This window comes from uncultured Streptococcus sp. (genome assembly GCF_963516575.1).
Lineage (GTDB): Bacteria > Bacillota > Bacilli > Lactobacillales > Streptococcaceae > Streptococcus.
The window spans coordinates 18,324-37,071 of sequence record NZ_CAUQCP010000019.1; the positions used below are offsets into that span (position 1 = coordinate 18,324).

Annotated in this window: 19 protein-coding genes and 1 pseudogene; 10 read left to right on the forward strand and 10 right to left on the reverse strand. The window is 40.3% G+C overall.

Features of this window, described 5'->3' with window-relative positions:
* Positions 1–152 precede the first annotated feature (152 nt).
* From pepO to RWM06_RS04610, 3 genes are all read left to right on the forward strand, one after another.
* A complete protein-coding gene (pepO, locus tag RWM06_RS04600; protein WP_313970261.1) occupies positions 153–2,045 on the forward strand; it encodes an endopeptidase PepO in 1,893 nt (630 codons plus the stop codon).
* Positions 2,046–2,227: 182 nt separating this feature from the next.
* Positions 2,228–2,869: a recombinase family protein gene (locus tag RWM06_RS04605; RefSeq protein WP_313970262.1), complete on the forward strand. Its 642-nt coding sequence runs from the start codon at positions 2,228–2,230 to the stop codon at positions 2,867–2,869.
* 408 nt (positions 2,870–3,277) lie between these two features.
* Positions 3,278–4,918: an LPXTG cell wall anchor domain-containing protein gene (locus RWM06_RS04610; RefSeq protein ID WP_313970263.1), complete on the forward strand. Its 1,641-nt coding sequence runs from the start codon at positions 3,278–3,280 to the stop codon at positions 4,916–4,918.
* Positions 4,919–5,214: 296 nt separating this feature from the next.
* Here the strand turns inward: RWM06_RS04610 and RWM06_RS04615 are convergent, their stop codons facing one another.
* From RWM06_RS04615 to RWM06_RS04625, 3 genes are all read right to left on the reverse strand, one after another.
* A complete protein-coding gene (locus RWM06_RS04615; RefSeq protein WP_313970264.1) occupies positions 5,215–5,844 on the reverse strand; it encodes an MBL fold metallo-hydrolase in 630 nt (209 codons plus the stop codon).
* A complete protein-coding gene (locus tag RWM06_RS04620; protein ID WP_313970265.1) occupies positions 5,841–6,017 on the reverse strand; it encodes a hypothetical protein in 177 nt (58 codons plus the stop codon). Before RWM06_RS04620 ends, RWM06_RS04615 begins: the two co-directional genes overlap by 4 nt.
* A 103-nt stretch (positions 6,018–6,120) precedes the next feature.
* The gene (locus RWM06_RS04625; protein WP_313970275.1) at positions 6,121–6,348 is read right to left on the reverse strand and encodes a hypothetical protein; all 228 of its coding nucleotides are present in this window, start codon (positions 6,346–6,348) and stop codon (positions 6,121–6,123) included.
* A 379-nt stretch (positions 6,349–6,727) separates the two neighbouring features.
* Here RWM06_RS04625 and RWM06_RS04630 point away from each other — a divergent pair, with 379 nt between their 5' ends.
* Together RWM06_RS04630 and dtd are read left to right on the forward strand one after the other, a co-directional pair.
* Positions 6,728–8,950 (forward strand): bifunctional (p)ppGpp synthetase/guanosine-3',5'-bis(diphosphate) 3'-pyrophosphohydrolase, encoded by a 2,223-nt coding sequence (locus RWM06_RS04630; RefSeq protein WP_049521216.1) that lies wholly within the window; start codon positions 6,728–6,730, stop codon positions 8,948–8,950.
* Positions 8,951–8,979: 29 nt separating this feature from the next.
* Positions 8,980–9,423 carry a D-aminoacyl-tRNA deacylase gene (dtd, locus tag RWM06_RS04635; protein WP_313970266.1) on the forward strand — a complete coding sequence of 148 codons (444 nt, stop codon included), beginning with the start codon at positions 8,980–8,982 and terminating at the stop codon, positions 9,421–9,423.
* 38 nt (positions 9,424–9,461) lie between these two features.
* Here the strand turns inward: dtd and RWM06_RS04640 are convergent, their stop codons facing one another.
* The 4 genes from RWM06_RS04640 to RWM06_RS04655 all read right to left on the reverse strand — a co-directional run bounded on the left by RWM06_RS04640 (position 9,462) and on the right by RWM06_RS04655 (position 11,907).
* On the reverse strand, positions 9,462–9,875 hold the full coding sequence (locus RWM06_RS04640) for a hypothetical protein (RefSeq protein WP_313970267.1): 414 nt from the start codon (positions 9,873–9,875) through the stop codon (positions 9,462–9,464).
* An 18-nt stretch (positions 9,876–9,893) separates the two neighbouring features.
* Positions 9,894–10,307 (reverse strand): hypothetical protein, encoded by a 414-nt coding sequence (locus tag RWM06_RS04645; RefSeq protein ID WP_313970268.1) that lies wholly within the window; start codon positions 10,305–10,307, stop codon positions 9,894–9,896.
* Between the two features lie 119 nt (positions 10,308–10,426).
* Entirely contained in the window at positions 10,427–11,137 is a 711-nt protein-coding gene (locus RWM06_RS04650; RefSeq protein WP_313970269.1) for a nicotinamide mononucleotide transporter, read from the reverse strand.
* A 119-nt stretch (positions 11,138–11,256) separates the two neighbouring features.
* Positions 11,257–11,907 (reverse strand): metal-dependent transcriptional regulator, encoded by a 651-nt coding sequence (locus RWM06_RS04655; RefSeq protein ID WP_313970270.1) that lies wholly within the window; start codon positions 11,905–11,907, stop codon positions 11,257–11,259.
* Between the two features lie 111 nt (positions 11,908–12,018).
* Between RWM06_RS04655 and RWM06_RS04660 the strand changes: the two genes are divergently transcribed.
* A complete protein-coding gene (locus RWM06_RS04660; protein ID WP_313970271.1) occupies positions 12,019–12,861 on the forward strand; it encodes a metallophosphoesterase family protein in 843 nt (280 codons plus the stop codon).
* A 75-nt stretch (positions 12,862–12,936) separates the two neighbouring features.
* Positions 12,937–13,374, forward strand: coding sequence for an Rrf2 family transcriptional regulator (locus RWM06_RS04665; RefSeq protein ID WP_261044920.1), 438 nt, complete (start codon positions 12,937–12,939; stop codon positions 13,372–13,374).
* 57 nt (positions 13,375–13,431) lie between these two features.
* On the opposite strand, the gene RWM06_RS04670 is transcribed toward RWM06_RS04665, so the two are convergent.
* The 3 genes from RWM06_RS04670 to RWM06_RS04680 all read right to left on the reverse strand — a co-directional run bounded on the left by RWM06_RS04670 (position 13,432) and on the right by RWM06_RS04680 (position 16,063).
* A complete protein-coding gene (locus RWM06_RS04670) occupies positions 13,432–14,505 on the reverse strand; it encodes a DUF2974 domain-containing protein (protein WP_313970272.1) in 1,074 nt (357 codons plus the stop codon).
* 123 nt (positions 14,506–14,628) lie between these two features.
* Positions 14,629–15,405 carry a ferredoxin reductase gene (locus tag RWM06_RS04675; protein WP_313970273.1) on the reverse strand — a complete coding sequence of 259 codons (777 nt, stop codon included), beginning with the start codon at positions 15,403–15,405 and terminating at the stop codon, positions 14,629–14,631.
* A gap of 88 nt (positions 15,406–15,493) precedes the next feature.
* The gene (locus tag RWM06_RS04680) at positions 15,494–16,063 is read right to left on the reverse strand and encodes a TetR/AcrR family transcriptional regulator (RefSeq protein ID WP_313970276.1); all 570 of its coding nucleotides are present in this window, start codon (positions 16,061–16,063) and stop codon (positions 15,494–15,496) included.
* Positions 16,064–16,470: 407 nt separating this feature from the next.
* Here RWM06_RS04680 and RWM06_RS04685 point away from each other — a divergent pair, with 407 nt between their 5' ends.
* The 3 genes and pseudogenes from RWM06_RS04685 to RWM06_RS04695 all read left to right on the forward strand — a co-directional run.
* Entirely contained in the window at positions 16,471–17,148 is a 678-nt protein-coding gene (locus RWM06_RS04685; protein ID WP_050074198.1) for a response regulator transcription factor, read from the forward strand.
* Positions 17,141–18,115 (forward strand): sensor histidine kinase, encoded by a 975-nt coding sequence (locus RWM06_RS04690; RefSeq protein ID WP_313970274.1) that lies wholly within the window; start codon positions 17,141–17,143, stop codon positions 18,113–18,115. The genes RWM06_RS04685 and RWM06_RS04690 overlap by 8 nt, the downstream gene beginning before the upstream one ends.
* A gap of 75 nt (positions 18,116–18,190) precedes the next feature.
* Positions 18,191–18,500 (forward strand): annotated as a pseudogene (locus tag RWM06_RS04695) (ABC transporter permease); the annotation flags it as partial.
* Positions 18,501–18,748: the final 248 nt, after the last annotated feature.

The following is an 18,748-nucleotide window of genomic DNA, read 5'->3' on the forward strand; positions in this document are numbered from 1 at the left end:
TACCTTAAAAAAAAAATTAAGTCAAGTTAATTTTTCAAAAAATTAAAATATTAACAGTAAAATATTTAAGTTTCTTTAATCTTGTATTTTAATTGCATTCCCAGGTAATTTTTGTTAAGCTAAAAACAAGTACAAATGAAAGCGAGAACAAGATGACACGTTATCAAGACGATTTTTATGATGCAATCAATGGAGAATGGCAGAAGACTGCTGAAATCCCAGCAGATAAGTCTCAAACGGGAGGTTTTGTTGATTTAGATCAGGAAATTGAAGACCTGATGCTGGCGACAACAGACAAGTGGTTGGCAGGTGAAGAGGTGCCTGAGGATGCTATCTTGGCAAACTTTGTCAAATACCACCGCCTAGTTCGTGATTTTGACAAGAGAGAAGCTGACGGTATCACACCTGTCTTACCACTCCTTAAAGAATTCCAAGAATTGGAGACTTTTGCGGATTTTACAGCTAGACTAGCAGAGTTTGAGCTTGCTGGCAAACCTAATTTCCTTCCTTTTGGTGTATCGCCAGACTTTATGGATGCCAGAATCAACGTTCTGTGGGCTAGCGCTCCAAGCACGATCTTGCCAGATACGACCTACTATGCTGAAGACCATCCTCAACGTGAGGAACTCTTGACTTTGTGGAAAGAAACCAGCGCCAATCTCCTCAAGGCTTATGATTTCTCTGATGAAGAAATTGAAGATTTGCTAGAAAAAAGACTAGAATTGGACCGCCGAGTTGCGGCAGTGGTGCTCTCTAATGAAGAAAGTTCAGAGTATGCTAAACTCTATCATCCATATTCTTATGAAGATTTCAAGAAATTCGCGCCTGCCCTACCTTTGGATGACTTCTTCCAAGCAGTTCTTGGACAAGTGCCAGACAAGGTTATCGTAGACGAGGAACGTTTCTGGCAAGCAGCAGACCAATTCTATAGTGAAGAAGCTTGGCCTCTTCTCAAGGCAACCTTGATTTTGAGTGTTGTGAATCTCTCAACCAGCTATTTAACAGAAGAAATCCGTGTCTTGTCAGGTGCCTATAGCCGTGCGCTTTCAGGTGTTCCAGAAGCCAAAGACAAGGTCAAGGCAGCCTACCAGCTAGCACAAGGTCCTTTCAAACAAGCCTTGGGTCTCTGGTATGCCCATGAAAAATTCTCCCCAGAAGCTAAGGCAGACGTGGAGAAAAAAGTGGCAACTATGATTGATGTCTATAAGGAACGCTTGGCTAAGAATGACTGGTTGACTCCTGAAACTCGTGACAAGGCTATCGTCAAACTCAATGTCATCAAGCCTTATATTGGTTATCCAGAAGAATTGCCAGAACGCTATAAGGACAAGGTAGTGGATGAAAATGCTAGTCTTTTTGACAATGCTCTAGCCTTTGCGAGTGTGGAAATCAAGCACAGTTGGAGCAAGTGGAACCAGCCTGTAGACTACAAGGAGTGGGGCATGCCTGCTCATATGGTCAACGCCTACTACAATCCACAGAAGAACCTGATTGTCTTCCCAGCAGCTATTTTACAAGCGCCTTTCTATGACTTGCATCAGTCATCTTCTGCTAACTACGGTGGTATTGGGGCGGTTATTGCCCATGAAATTTCCCACGCCTTTGATACCAACGGAGCTTCCTTTGATGAAAATGGTAGCCTTAAGGACTGGTGGACAGAGAGTGATTATGCTGCCTTCAAGGAGAAAACACAAAAAGTTATTGACCAATTTGATGGACAGGATTCTTATGGAGCAACCATCAACGGTAAATTGACTGTGTCAGAAAACGTGGCTGACTTGGGAGGAATCGCTGCAGCGCTGGAAGCAGCCAAGAGAGAACCAGACTTCTCAGCAGAAGAATTCTTCTACAACTTCGGTCGCATCTGGCGCATGAAAGGTCGTCCAGAATTTATGAAACTCTTGGCTAGCGTCGATGTACACGCGCCAGCCAAACTCCGTGTCAATGTGCAAGTACCAAACTTCGATGATTTCTTTACAACCTATGATGTCAAAGAAGGAGACGGTATGTGGCGTTCGCCAGAAGAGCGCGTGATTATTTGGTAAGGCAAAGAAGCAAGTAAAACTCCTATCATTATACCTTCCCTATCTATGTACACCCTAAAAAGTTAGATAGAATAATCTAGCTTTTGGGGTGTAGTTCATAGGGATTATGAAATTGAAGTCTTTTCTTATTTTAAAATTCATAGTAAAATATCCCTCTGTATCAAGATAACAGGAGGATTTTTATGTCTCAAAAGACTATCAACATAGGCTACGCCCGTGTATCTACTCATAAGCAAGACCTAGGATTGAAAGTGCAAATCGAAGCTCTCAAACATTGCGATAAACTTTTTATAGAAAAGGAATCTGGTGCAAATAACACTCGTCCTGAACTTACAAAAGCCTTAAAACTGGCCTCTGACTTTTCGAAAGATGGCAAGCAGGTTACTTTCACTATCTATAAGTTAGATAGACTGACTCGATCTATGTTTAAGCTACTAGAACTTATTGAACTATTTAATGAATCTCATATTCAGCTAGTCAGTTTGCATGAAAAACTAGAGACAGGCTCTCTTATTGGCAGGTTACTTTGCATCATTTTAGGCTTTGTGGCAGAAAATGAGCTGGAAAATCTGAGGTTTCGCACAAAAGAGGGACTTCGAAAAGCTAAGGAAAATGGTGTTAGATTAGGAGCAAAACGGATTTCAAAAGAAAAGGAGGAGCGCATACTTAACAAATATCTACATTCAAATATAAGCATACGTAATATTGCAAAAGCTGAACAAATTTCTACATCAACCCTATATAAAGTGTTAGAACGTAATAAAGTGGCGAACAATCGTCAAAAAAAACGGAAAATCATTGCTAAAAATAGGGAAAAATGGTAGAATGAAGCCGTAAATTTGTTTCGATTAACGACCGTTTGATGAAACATTCAAAATAAGAATATGAATATTTAAAAAATGCGAGTTTAACAGTGTTTTTAACCTGTATTAGACTGGTATTTTTTGTGTATCGTTTAACGGTCGTTACGCGATACACTTAGTTCCCTATCTCTAAAGGAGATAGCGAGCTTATGGTAACAAAAAACTTAAAAATCATTAAGATGTGTAATAGTATGATAGCTGTATTGTTCCGTTAATGGATGAAGGTTCATTTAAGGCTTCTATCAAGAACATTAAATGTTTAGAGAATGAGTCGGCTCAAAATTTTGCTTTTGTGGTCTTGAAAGGAAGTTGATTTTGTCATTTTATAAGCCTAAAAAGGCAATTATATATTCCTGAGGAGGAAAAATTATGAATAAACTCACTAAACTAGGTATTGTTACCTTCTCTGCTGTCACTCTTAGTGCTGTAGTGCCAACTTTGGTGCATGCAGAGGAAAACGTTGCGCCGCAGCCAAACGCTGCCGCTCAACCTAACACTACTCAACCAATACCCGCGCCAAAACCAGCAGAAACCCCTCAACCAGAAGTGAAACCTGCAGAGCAACCGCAGCCTACTCAGCCAGTAAAACCAGCTGAGAACAAGCCGGTTGAAAATAAACCTGCTGAAACACCTGTTCCAACTCCAAAACCAGCAGAAACCCCTCAACCAGAGGTTAAACCTGCAGAGCAACCGCAGGAAAATAACAGAAAACCAGTGAGAAGATGGCATCTACGTGACGGAAGCGTTCAGGAACACCCTGTTGTTACCTACGCAGATATTGTAGCACCACTTCCTATCAGTGATATGAAGGAAACTCCTATCAATGGAATATGGACTGCTGAAAAAGATTTTATCAATAACAAACCAAGATTAGCTTACTTTATAGGTAGCGCGAATAGGTGGATCGAAGAAAATGGGAGGGAATTTTCTCTTGAAGAAATGAGGAAAAGCCATGTGTATATGTATCCGATTCGAGTGAAAATTCCAGAATTGGAAGGTAGAAACTATGAAGCGTATACAATTTATACAGGTATTTTTGATGGGAAAACAGGACATGTTGAACTAAACAAAAACACTAACATCACAGGTCAAGGTTACATGGCTTTCCGCACTACAAAAGAAGACAATGACGTGGAAGTCTATCAATTTTCAAAAAATAGGCAGGTAACACCACTTTATGGCCGTTCGCTAAATGAGAGAGGAAGAAGCGAGGGAGATTTTGGTTTATACGCAGAAGTTTATCAAACTTACGTTTTCTTATTTAAGAACCACACCGAAAAACCAGCCGACCAAGCAAAACCAGAAGTCAAGCCAAGTGAAAATCCTGTAAATCCAGTTACACCAGTTGCTCCAATAACACCGACAACTCCCGTAACGCCTACGCTTAATCCAGCCATCCCAAACAATACTCGTGTTCTTTCGAGCATAGCTGGAAACGTTCAAGTATATGGTTCAGAAGCAACACTCAAAAATGTCAGATATATCAGGGTAGAAGAAACCAAGTCGAATTCACTTGAATCAAAAAAATACAAGGCCTTCGACATTCATCTGTATGACGCGAGAGGCAAGGCTATTCAGCCAAACGGCTGGGTTACGGTTAGCGTGTTGGCAAACCAGCCAGTGGAAAATGTTTACTACGTGAATCAAAACGGAAGCTTGTTTGCGCTTGATTTCAAACAAAATGCCGATAAGGTGACTTTTGAAACCAATCACTTTAGTATTTATGCTATGACTTTCAAAGTTGCCGCAAGCCGTGATAACGGAGGTGCTACAACTCCTGTTCCAGTTGTAAATAGTAGTAATACTCCAACAACTACAGAACAAAAAGGAAATGACGTAAATAGTACAAAAACTCAAGCTGAGCCGTTAGCAACTAAGACTGAAACTATTTCGAAACAAGTAGCTAAGACTTTGCCAAATACTGGAGAAAATCACTCAATTCTCGCTACCCTATTTGGAATGTTAACTCTAACTGCTGGATTATTTAGTTTTCGTAAGGAGTCAGAATAACCCCAATTCATAGTTTATATATCAATTATTTTAGACTGTGAAAAAATCAATTTGAGGAGATGATTTAGAAAATCTTTTCATGATAAAACGCATAATATCAAACTTTTCTACACTTGATATTATGCGTTTTTATAATTCTAAAATAGTATAAATATAGTGAGATGAAATAAAATCTGAACAAATCGATTGGAAAATTGAAAGTAATTTATAAAAATGAATTAGAAGCCATGTTGTACTATTCCAATTTCAAACTGCTATAGTTTACTTAAATTGCGATAGTCATTATCATCATCTTGCTAGAAAAAAGGATTGAAGGTCTTTTCATGAGCAATAGTAGTAGCTGGACCATGTCCTGGATAGACATCGTAGTTTGGTAGGGTGAAGAGTTGGGTCTGGATACTGTGAAGAAGTTGCTCCATGCTACCAGTCGGAAGATCCGTCCGTCCGATTGTTTCACGGAACAAAGCATCTCCTGTCAAGACTAGGTGTGCATCAGGAAAGACTAGGGAAACACCACCGATAGAGTGACCTGGTGTCGGCAAGACAGTAAAACGAAATTCCTCTAGTTGGTATTCTTCATGAAAGACAAAGGTGTGTTCAGCTGGTTTTGCGATTACATCTGCCATATCATCGTGACGAGGAAGCCCAGAGAGATTATCGACAGGAGTGTAGAGCCAGCTGGTTTCACTCTCTGCGATATAGACAGGAGGATTGCCAAAAGTCTCTCGTACCAAGTCCAGACTCATGATATGGTCATAATGGGCATGGGTCAAGAGAATAGCACAGATTGGTTTGTTGATCTTCTCTATTGTCTGACGAATGGCTTCCCAATGGCTGCCAGGATCGACCACGATGAGGTTCTTTTCGCCTTCTAGGTAATAGGTGTTTTCATAGGCAACAGGATTCACGGTTTTATGGATTTTCATGTTAGCTCCAATCTCAAAGAATGTACTAATACTCTTCGAAAATCAAATCCAAACTGCGTCAACGTCGCCTTGCCGTAGCTATGGTTACTGACTGCGTCAGTTCTATCTACAACCTCAAAGCAGTGCTTTGAGCAACCTGCGGCTAGTTTCCTAGTTTGCTCTTTGATTTTCATTGAGTATACATTAAGTATAGCACAGTTGGGGAGAATAGGTAAGGATTTAGAATGAACTTAAAAACCAGCATGACTAGATGAAGACAGGCTGGTTATCAATTTATCAATATTGGAGAGGTGTCAATTGCCCTTCATAGGTTGCATAAACTCCGTCATTAGCTTGTTTGATAGACGTGATGTTTAGAGTGCCACCGTAGTTGGCTTCTCGTTTATCGCTATATTCACTATAAGTTATCCTATTAGGCAGGTTCTGGTCGTTAGCATAGTATTGAACGACTGTTTTTTTATAACTTTGCTGGCTGAATAGGAACAGGCAGCTAACTCCTAACACTAGGAGAGCAAAGATAGAAATAGCAGTTTTTTTCATAGGTGTTCTCCTTATAAACTAAAGGATAGAAGAAAGTATCTTGAGGATTTTAAGTCCAAAATCCAGTCAAGGTACCAGTGTATGTGACACGAGTTCCACCGTTTGATCTTCGTATATTTAATGGAATTGGGGAAGTCAGAAAGTCTTTCGGTTACAATATGGTTTCCGTTCTTCTATCTCTCCTTCTATCACCTAAGTTTAAAATCTAACTTCGTAATATATTATAGACTAATAATTCAGAATTATCAAGCAATTCTGAATTATTTTTTTCTTATTCTGTTCCAATCTAGTTTTCATATTCTTAAAAAAGTGATAAAATGGTAGGAAGAATTGGAGAGTAGAGATGCCAAAAGAAGTGAATTTAACGGGCGATGAGGTTGTCGCTTTAACACAAAAATATTTATCAAAAGAAGATGTTGCTTTTGTCCATAAGGCCTTGGTCTATGCTGTTGAATGCCACAGTGGTCAATACCGAAAATCTGGCGAACCTTACATTATTCACCCTATCCAAGTGGCAGGTATTTTAGCCAAACTCAAACTAGATGCCGTAACGGTTGCCTGTGGTTTCTTGCATGATGTGGTGGAAGATACAGACGCGACCTTGGACGATTTGGAAAGAGAGTTTGGTCCCGATGTGCGCGTGATTGTCGATGGAGTTACCAAGCTCGGTAAGGTCAAGTACAAGTCTCACGAAGAGCAGTTGGCTGAAAATCATCGCAAGATGCTCATGGCCATGTCTGAGGACATCCGCGTGATCTTGGTCAAACTGTCTGACCGCTTGCACAATATGCGGACCCTGAAACACCTTCGAAAAGACAAGCAGGAGCGTATTTCCAAAGAAACCATGGAAATCTATGCCCCACTTGCCCATCGTTTGGGGATTTCCAGTGTCAAATGGGAATTGGAAGACCTGTCTTTCCGTTATCTCAATCCTACGGAGTTCTACAAGATTACCCATATGATGAAGGAAAAGCGCAGAGAGCGTGAGGCCTTGGTGGATGAGGTAGTCACAAAATTAGAAGACTATACGACAGATCGTCACTTGAAAGGAAAGATTTACGGTCGTCCCAAGCATATTTACTCGATTTTCCGCAAAATGCAGGACAAGAGAAAACGGTTTGAGGAAATCTATGACCTGATTGCCATTCGTTGTATTTTAGATACCCAAAGTGATGTGTATGCCATGCTTGGTTATGTGCATGAGCTTTGGAAACCTATGCCTGGTCGCTTTAAAGACTACATTGCTAACCGCAAGGCCAATGGTTATCAGTCTATCCATACGACGGTTTATGGACCAAAAGGCCCGATCGAATTCCAAATTCGGACCAAGGCAATGCACGAGGTAGCTGAGTACGGGGTTGCAGCTCACTGGGCTTATAAGAAAGGCATTAAGGGGCAGGTCAATAGCAAGGAATCAGCTATTGGGATGAACTGGATTAAGGAGATGATGGAGCTCCAAGACCAGGCTGATGATGCTAAGGAATTTGTGGACTCTGTCAAGGAAAACTATCTGGCTGAGGAGATTTACGTCTTTACCCCAGATGGAGCTGTCCGCTCTCTTCCAAAAGATTCAGGACCGATTGACTTTGCCTATGAAATCCATACAAAAGTCGGGGAAAAAGCAACTGGTGCTAAGGTCAATGGTCGCATGGTTCCACTGACAACCAAGCTCAAGACAGGAGATCAGGTTGAAATTGTCACCAACCCCAACTCCTTTGGACCTAGCCGTGACTGGCTTAACATGGTCAAGACCAGCAAAGCGCGCAACAAGATTCGTCAGTTCTTTAAAAACCAAGATAAGGAATTGTCTGTCAACAAGGGTCGTGAAATGCTGATGGCCCAGTTCCAAGAAAATGGCTATGTGGCCAATAAATTCATGGACAAGCGTCACATGGACCAAGTTCTGCAAAAGACCAGCTACAAGACAGAAGAATCCCTCTTTGCGGCCATTGGTTTTGGCGAAATCGGTGCTATTACTGTCTTTAACCGTTTGACTGAAAAGGAACGCCGTGAAGAAGAACGTGCCAAGGCTAAGGCGGAAGCAGAAGAACTTGTCAAAGGTGGCGAGGTCAAGGTTGAAAATAAAGAAACCCTCAAAGTCAAGCATGAGGGTGGTGTGGTTATTGAAGGTGCCTCAGGTCTCCTAGTGCGGATTGCCAAGTGTTGCAATCCTGTTCCTGGTGATGACATTGTTGGCTATATTACCAAGGGGCGTGGTGTGGCTATTCACCGTGTGGACTGTATGAACCTGCGCGCACAAGAAAACTACGAGCAACGTCTCCTTGATGTGGAGTGGGAAGACCAGTACTCTAGCTCAAATAAGGAGTATATGGCCCATATCGATATTTACGGCCTCAACCGTACAGGACTGTTGAATGATGTACTGCAAGTTCTTTCAAACACAACCAAGAATATCTCAACGGTCAACGCCCAGCCAACCAAGGATATGAAGTTTGCCAATATCCATGTGTCCTTTGGCATTGCCAACCTCTCTACACTGACTACAGTTGTAGATAAGATTAAGAGCGTGCCAGAAGTTTATTCTGTCAAACGGACTAACGGTTAATTGCCCTAGCTCTTATTAGAAAGGCTATTATGAAAATCATTATCCAACGGGTTAAAAAAGCCCAAGTGAGTATTGAAGGTCAGTCGCAGGGGAAAATCAACCAAGGCCTCTTATTGCTGGTTGGTGTTGGACCAGAGGACCAAGAGGAAGATTTGGATTATGCCGTGAGAAAACTGGTCAACATGCGGATTTTTTCAGACGCAGAAGGCAAGATGAACCTGTCTGTCAAAGATATTGAAGGAGAAATCCTCTCTATTTCTCAGTTTACCCTCTTTGCGGATACTAAGAAAGGCAATCGTCCAGCCTTTACAGGTGCAGCCAAGCCTGATATGGCATCAGACTTCTATGATGCATTCAATCAAAAATTAGCGCAAGAAGTGCCCGTTCAGACAGGCATCTTTGGAGCGGATATGCAGGTTGAGCTGGTCAATGATGGGCCAGTTACCATTATCCTAGATACTAAAAATAGATAAGAAAGACCAAGCCCGGACGGCTTGGTTTTTCTCATCTATCATAAAATACTCCAAAATGAAATTGGTGCTTGATAGGCTTGGGGGAAGTCTCTTTTCAAGCTTTGGCAGATGCGATAGGAAGGAATGAGATGGCCTAGAATTAGGAGAGTGCCCTGAAGGAAAAGTGGGATACTACTTAAACATATCAAGGAGAGAATGATCAGGCTATCCCAGAGGAGGATTTGTAAGGTAAAACGCCAGAATCTTGGTCTAATCTGGGAATAGAGTTGACTGAAGTGGTCACAAAGTTGGGTGGAAAGATAGGTCAATAGAACAGGATGAAAGAAAATGAGCCAACCGCTATAAATTAAAATCCAATCCCAAGTAAGCCCCTCTTTAAATGCCAAAAATGCCAGCATAATTCCATCGATGACAAGGAGTTGAATGGTTTTGATATAGATGATTTTTTTCATGCTAAGACCTCCTTTTCCTTAGAGACATTCCCACAAAGAGATATGTTTGTTGTAAAAGTCAGGATAGTTTTCTCTTAGGTAGTCCGCCGTCCTATAATATAAAGTAGAATGACAAGCAGTGATGATTGGCATAAGAGATAAAAAACGATGAGAACTAACGAAGGTTAAAAGGACAAAAAATAGAAAATCAATGGAGAGAACCCCTAAATAGTAGAAGCGAATCTTTTTATTGATTTGAGGATAAATCTCAGCGAATTGATGTTTGAGTTGGACAACCAAGCGAAACAGCAGTAGTCCCTGAGCAAGGATGAAAATAAAACCAGTGAGCAAGAGCCAGTCGAAAACTGTCTCGGGTCTAGTAGTAAAAAATGCAAATAGTAGCAAATCGATGACTGCAATTGCTGTAAAATGGATTCTAAAGAGTTTTTTCATAAGATGACCTCCCTCTTTTATCTATCTTCATTCTACTCCAAAAGAATGGGAGTTACAAGTAAAATGATAAAAAATTTTAGTAAGGAGATTCTGTTAGACTTCTTTATTTGATTTCCCTCTTATTGTTCCACTTCTTCATCATTCCAGACAAATAAAGCTCCGATTGCATTGAGGATATAAAAGATATATTTTCCGATATTGGCAAAGTTTCCTTGAATGCCAGCCTTTGTCAGCTGAACGAAATTATAAATCAACCAAAAGCCCCACTGAGTTGTTAATTTCAATGCGTTCAATGCATTGGCAATGAGGGACAGTGCAAAGGCAATAGTTGTCACATAGGCAAGGAGATTCATCTTGCCCCCATAGCCGATATAGTTGGTCACAAAGGCAAAGAGGAAGGCGATGATGGAAATGATGATGGCCGCCAATTTTAGCTGTTTTTGGCTCATTTGGTTGGGTCTACCTTCTTTCGAAGCTTCCCATTTCTTTATGGCAAAGGTATAAATGAGGAAGGTGACGGGATAGGTAATGATGGCCGCCTTATTTCCAAGGATATAATCAATAGTACCAGACAAAATCGTATTGATAATGCCAAAGTAATTGCCCCATTTGCTTAATTTTCCTGTAAAACGAGTGGACAACATGGAAATCCCAACGTTGGTTACGGAAATCAAACCAAAGGGAACAAGGGCAGTCCATGGGCCCCAATCTACGAATTTATCGAGACGAGAATTGAGGTAACCAGATGCAATCGCAATCCCAACGACCAAAGCAACTCCGAAGAGGTCAAACCATTTGGATGTCGCAAAAATTTTTAGTGATTTTTTCATATGTTAAAATATCTTTCTTTTTTTAACAAATATTCTACAACTAAATGAAAGTAAAATCAAATGATAGAAATAAAACCCTGAAAATAAAACTTTCAGGGTTGGTTGGGGTGCTTGAGAAATTAGTCGATTTTCTCGACGTAGAGTTGTTTGGCAATGTCCATCCCTACTTGTAAATCCTCTTCTTTACTGAGGATAGTGAAAGTATTGCTGAAGCCATCAAACTGCTGGACTTGGAGCTGGTCGCCGATGTGAAGTGAGTGCTTATCCAGATAATGGAGAATGTCAAAACTATCGTGAACCCGAGTCAGGCGGTAGGCACCAGCCTCCTTGATATCAGCTAGTGGGAGGTTGTTGATTTCAACCAGGAGTTCTCCCTTGGCAGGAATAGTTCCTCCGTGGGGGCAGGTCTTGGGGAATCCAAGCAATTTTTCTAGTCTCTCCACGAATAGATCAGAGACAGTATGTTCCAAGACCTCAGCTTCCTCGTGAATCTGGTCACTCGTATAGTCTAAATGATGGACTAGAAAAACTTCAATCAAGCGGTGTTTACGGTAGAGCTCAGAGACCAATTTAAGTCCAAGGTCAGTCAGTAGATAGCCACATTCCTTGTCCTTGAGGATGAGATTTTCACTTTTCATCCGTTTAATCATTTCAGTTACGGCAGGGGGAGATACTTGCATACGAGCCGCAATTTCCTTGTTGGTAATCTTATGTAGGTATGTGCCAATTTCATAAATACATTTTAGATAATCTTCTTTATTCGGGGTCATTCGTTTCCTCTTGTCTAATATCTTTATCTAGTATATCAAAAAAAGCTAGATTTCTCTAGCTGTGACTTTTTATGTTATACTTATTGCAAGAGAAAAAACGAGGAGATGAATATGACAAAAATAGCTCTTCTTTCAGATATTCATGGAAATACTACAGCCTTGGAGGCTGTTTTGGCAGATGCTCGGCAGCTAGGAGTGGATGAATACTGGCTTTTGGGAGATATTCTCATGCCAGGGACAGGGCGTAGAAGGATTTTGGACTTGTTGGATCAACTACCGATTACAGCTAGAGTTTTGGGAAACTGGGAAGATAGTCTGTGGCACGGTGTCCGTAAGGAATTGGATAGTACTCGTCCTAGTCAACGCTATCTCTTGCGCCAGTGCCAGTATGTTTTAGAGGAAATTTCTCTAGAAGAAATTGAACTGCTCCACAATCAACCTCTACAGCTTCATCGTCAGTTTGGGGATTTGACGGTGGGAATTAGCCATCATCTGCCTGATAAGAACTGGGGGCGAGAGTTGATTCATACTGGAGCACAGGAGGATTTTGACCGCTTGGTGACCAATCCGTCTTGTGATATTGCTGTTTATGGTCATATTCACCAGCAGTTGCTTCGTTACGGGACTGGTGGGCAATTGATTGTCAATCCGGGTTCGATTGGCCAGCCTTTCTTTCTAGATGCCCAGTTGCGGAAGGACTTGCGGGCCCAGTATATGATTTTGGAGTTTGATGACAAGGGCTTGGTAGATATGGATTTCCGACGAGTGGATTACGATGTGGCAGCTGAATTGCAACTGGCTAAAGACCTCAAACTTCCTTATTTTGAGGTTTACTATGAAAGTCTGGTCAATGGTATTCACCATACTCATCATCAGGAATTTCTGAGAGAATTGGCCCAGAAAGAGGGATACGATAGGGAATTAGATGCTTGGTTGAAAAGTGGTAACGATTGACATTACAACTAAAAAGGGTATAATAAAAGAAAAAGAAGAGTAGAGGCAGGGTAGCCTCGTAAAAAGGAGAAGAGGATGCAAATTCCAAGTAGATTTACCATTGCGACTCATATGCTGATAATCATTGCCCTCAAGGGGAAGGAAAGCAAGGTGACCAGTGATTTTCTGGCTGCTAGTGTCGGGGTCAATCCAGTCATTATCAGAAAAACCTTGTCCCAGTTGAAGAAGGCAGAGCTGATTTCAGTCGCGCGTGGAACAGGTGGGACAGAGATTGTTAAGGATCTCAAGGACATTAGTCTTTTAGATGTTTATCAGGCGGTTGAGTGTCTTGGTAAGACAGGTCAACTCTTTAGTTTCCATGACAATCCAAATCCAAATTGCCCAGTTGGAGCTCATATTCATGATGTTTTGGATCAAAAATTGGAGAGAATCCAGCAAGCTATGGAGGCTGAACTTGGTCAGACCAGTTTAGAGCAAGTCGTGGCTGATGCAGAGAGTCAAATGAAGGAGTAATTTTTTCTTTAAGACAAGAAAAGCTTATGAGAAGGTTCACACCTCATCATAAGCTTTTTATCTATTCTTCCAAGCTTGGTAACGGGTATCAATCAATAACTGGGTAAGGCGTCCCATGGTTTCTCTTTCTTCTGGAGTGAGGGATTGAGCTTGGACAAAGAGATGATGAATGTGTTCAATCGCCTTTAAGGAAGCCAAGTCATTGATAGAGGTGATACCAGCATCAAGAATAGTGCCAAAGAAGAGGTCGAAGTAGAGCTGGAGTTCCTCGTCAGGGACTGTCGCTACCCATTCTTTGAAGGTTGTGTCTACTTGTTGGCTATCACTGTTGGTATCATCCAGTTGAACGAAGTGCTTGTCCTCAATCTGCCAACTAAAGGTATCATGCTGGGCGATACCACCAAAGGCAGTACTGTGCACGATGATTTGGTGGTTAGGGATTTCCAGCATCATACCGATAATGGAACCTTGTGGGATGAAGGCCTTGGTTCTATCCATTATCCTTTGATAGCCCTCGGTTTGTGTCAATTCTTTGTGGAGACCAGGCGCATCAAAGGTATAAACTGCTGTGATCTGATTTTGCAAGCTTTGCTCAATTTGACTAGCAGCATAGATAGCTAGATTTCCTCCCTTGGAATGCCCAGCCAGAATGACTTTTTGCTTAGGATGATGGGCAAAAAAGTTCTTTAAATAGGAGAGGGCGTGCTTTTGAGCAGGAATTTCCTTCATATAGGTCAGGTGGAAATCTTCCTTCCAGCCAATGATACTGTCATCTGTCCCACGAAAGACAATCAGATAGGTATCGAGAGTGAGGCGGTAGGTCATAGCCGCAAATTGCTTTTGCAGTTCAGGATCGATATCGTTGATAAAATGGGAGAGTTTGCAATTTTTGAAACGTTTGTGTTGAGTCAGCTCATCTAATAGCTGGAGGCGATTTTTATTGGTCAACATGTTCGATTCTCTTGGAACCTGAGGTGATAGGTCTAAAAGACGTTTAGGAGTTGTGGAGACCAGATTATCAAAGGAGAGGTAGGTGGCTTCTGTTAAGGCTAGGATGTCTAACTCATTCAAAGGAAGGTCGTAAAAGGAATCGTATGCGACATCTTTCAGATAGTCAAAAATATTGGCCATAAGAGCTCCTTTCTTTTTATTTATCTTATCACAATCACATAGAATTTACTAGTTGGTTTGTACGAGCTCTCTACATACCGACCTATAATGGTATGATTCAGATATATAGAAGACAGTTTGCTTTTATTTCAAACCTTTAAACATACTTGTTTGTATCTGTTTGTCGTCAATCCCATTCTCTTTTAAGAATTTTTTCATCTCATTTATGTCATCAGGTTGGCCGGTCAAGAGATAAATAGCTTGGTTGCCGTATTTCTCAACAGCATTTTTTAGAAATGCTTGGCTTTGAGAAAAGCTTTCGCTAGTTTTATAAGTTAGATTCGGATTGTTCTGACTAAGCTCTCTTAACTCATTATCAAAAATGCTTACTCCTTTGTCTAAATGATTAAGAATGATGGAGCGCTTACCAGCCCACTCTTTCACAACTGAACGTAGAGTAGAAATACCGACATCAGAGGCAAAACAAACCAGTGCTTGGTCATTGTCTTCAACAGATAAAGATGACTCCAGCCAACTCATCTCAATTTCACTACCAGCTGGTAAATGTGTTAAGGTTTCCTTGAACACGCTACCACTATTATGGGTTACAATAAGAATTTCGTCCTCATCAGGAGTGGAAGCAAGAGTTAGCCATCGACTAGTCTGTTCCTCCTTTACTGGACTTTTGTTTGTACCAAACGAGCTATCAGGAAGCTTAAACTGAGCATAGGAGCCAGCTTTCCATATTTGATTTTTTGGTTTTGTGATGTGAACTAAATATAAATCTCCGCTGGGATTTTCAATGGATTGTATCGATAAAGTCTGACTTCGTCCAAGGTAGGCAATGATTCCCCAAGATATAAAGCCGAGCACTCCAAGTGTAGTTAGAATAATCATGAACATTTTTTTCCCTCGTTTCATTTTTAAGCTCCTATAGTGTAATAATTTTTATGAATGAATAATATTTTTATTCATTCAAGGATTTTCAAAAAATAAAGAAAAGATTTCTTTATTTCAGTATTCCTTTAATGAAGTTGGTTGCTAGTATTTCTACAGTTTTGCTAATATCTGGAAAATCATTTTCTGTGATATGCATATCCATGTAGTAAAATAGGTTGTAAACCTGTAAAATATCTTGAATTTTTTCTGGTGAATAGCCTTCAGACCGCAAACGATTAGTAAAAGTTTTTACGAGAAATTGATGAAATGGATTCGCAACTTTCCCTTCTTCTGAAGAATAGTAACTGTGTAACTCATCTGCAATAGCAGGATTATACCATTCAGCAAGAATTTTATTGGAAGAAATGAGAGTTCTGGACTGAGCAAAGAGTTGACTAATAAGATCAATCATATCAATTTCCCAATCCAGTTCTTCGATCATAGTTTGGCGAACACGATTGTTTTCATCAATATAGATATCTAAAAAAATAGCTTCTTTACTTTCGTAATAGTTATAAAAAGATCCGACTGCCATATGAGCTTGTCTAGCAATTTCTGAAATTCCTGTCGCCTTGTATCCTTTTTTTGAAAAAACTTCATAAGCTGCGGATTTCAAAGCCTGTTTTTTGTCCAATTTGATTCACCTCTTTTCTGAATGAATATTAAATCTTATTCATTCATATCTTAACAAATCTTTTTCAGATTGTCAATCTAAAAGCTAGAACTTTTTACGGATACCACTTGATAAGGAGCTTTTCAATGTTAGAAGAGTATAGAGTGTCGTTTTAACTATACTCAAGGTTTGGAAGAATAGATATAAATTTTGGTTAAGGGGATGTATAAAAGAACTGAAATGAGGGTTGAAAAAATTAAAAATAAAAGGGTAGGGCTGGCACTATGTCTGAAAATAAGGTATGATATCAATAGGGTTATTCACTATCTGTTTTTGAGCTGTTGTGACAAGGAAATGTCAAAAAGTATTAGATACTAAGCCCTCTATTTATACTAAAGGATTTAAGACTCCTAAAATTAACAAAGGAGAATCAGATGCACAAGATTTTACTAGTGGAAGATGATTTGGTCATTCGTCAACAAGTAGGGAAAATGCTCTCTGAATGGGGATTTGAAGTGGTCTTGGTAGAAGATTTTATGGAAGTTTTGAGCCTTTTTGTCCAGTCGGAGCCTCATCTGGTCCTCATGGATATTGGATTGCCTTTGTTTAATGGCTATCACTGGTGTCAGGAAATCCGAAAGATTTCCAAGGTGCCTATCATGTTTCTATCTTCCAGAGACCAGGCTATGGATATTGTCATGGCAATCAATATGGGGGCGGATGACTTTGTGACCAAGCCTTTTGACCAGCAGGTTCTTTTAGCCAAGGTTCAGGGCTTGTTGCGCCGTTCCTATGAGTTTGGGCGTGACGAGAGCTTACTGGAATATGCTGGTGTTATCCTCAATACCAAATCAATGGATTTACATTATCAAGGGCAAGTCTTGAATTTGACCAAGAATGAATTCCAGATTTTACGCGTTTTGTTTGAGCATGCGGGCAATATCGTAGCGCGTGATGACTTGATGCGAGAACTTTGGAACAGTGACTTTTTCATTGATGATAATACTCTCTCTGTCAATGTGGCTCGTTTGCGTAAAAAATTGGAAGAGCAGGGCTTGGTAGGATTTATCGAGACCAAGAAAGGGATAGGGTACGGATTAAAGCATGCTTGATTGGAAACAATTTTTTCTAGCCTATCTGCGCTCCCGTAGTCGTCTGTTTATCTATCTGCTTTCTTTGACATTTCTGGTTTTGCTCTTTCAGTTTTTATTTGCCAGTTTGGGAATTTACTTTCTCTACTTTTTCCTGCTATGTTGCTTTGTAACCATCTTATTTTTCACTTGGGACATATTGGTGGAAATGCAGGTCTATCGCCAGGAACTTCTCTATGGGGAGAGGGAAGCCAAATCTCCTTTGGAAATAGCTTTAGCAGAAAAATTAGAAGCGCGTGAGATGGAACTCTATCAGCAGAGGTCAGATTCAGAAAGAAAACTGACGGATTTGCTGGATTACTATACCTTGTGGGTCCATCAGATCAAGACCCCCATTGCAGCCAGTCAACTCTTAGTTGCAGAAGTAGCCGACCGCCAACTGAAGCAGCACTTGGAACAAGAAATTTTCAAGATCGACTCCTATACAAATTTGGTTTTACAGTATCTGCGTTTAGAAAGTTTCCATGATGATTTGGTCTTAAAGCAGGTACAAATAGAAGACTTGGTCAAGGAAATAATTCGTAAATACGCTCTTTTCTTTATTCAAAAAGGCTTAAATGTCAATCTACATGACCTTGATAAAGAAATCGTGACGGATAAGAAGTGGCTACTAGTGGTTATTGAGCAAATCATCTCAAATAGTCTCAAGTACACCAAGGAAGGTGGTCTGGAGATTTATATGGAAGGCCAGGAACTCTGTATCAAGGATACAGGAATCGGGATAAAAAACAGTGATGTCCTCCGAGTCTTTGAACGTGGCTTTTCAGGATATAATGGCCGCCTAACTCAGCAATCCTCTGGACTTGGCCTTTACCTATCTAAGAAAATTTCTGAAGAACTGGGGCACCAGATTCGTATTGAGTCTGAGGTTGGAAAAGGAACGACAGTACGGATCAAGTTTTCTGATATGAATCTAATAATTGAGTGAGCATAATAGATAAGAGCCCAGGATGAGACAGCTGGGCTTTTTTATCTTTAACTGTGTAACCTAGTAAATTATTTTATCTACTATAAACAAATCTCTGAGGGATGTGAAGATCTATAAACAAATCTCTGAGGGATGTGAAGATCACGAACGAAAAGGTAGCTCTAGATCAAAAGCAGATTAAGCAAACCAATAACAAGCAAATCTTGACAGTTTTCTTCCTTCTTGTAATTTTTGCATTTCTCCGCTGGCCTTTGCTTATCATATGCTTAGTTTGGTTCTAGAGGTCATTGAAGTAGTCGATGGTACCATGAGGTTGACGATAACTTCCTCTATCTGTTCAATTGATAGATTTCTTCAGAGAAAGACTGTAAAATTTTTGATATAATGTTAAGGATGGAATGACGGATATTTAAAAGATAATGTTCAAAAGAATAACAAGTGAGAAGAAAAATATGTAAGATTGGACAGAAGTCTCTCTACCATCATCCATGCAGAAACAAGATTATATGACATAAAAGGAATAACCAATGACCGGAAACTATTCAACACGTGAATACCGTGAGAAATTATATGATGATCTTCATGTTCGATTAAGAGATACAGTGATTTTGATGTGTGCGATTTTTATTGCCT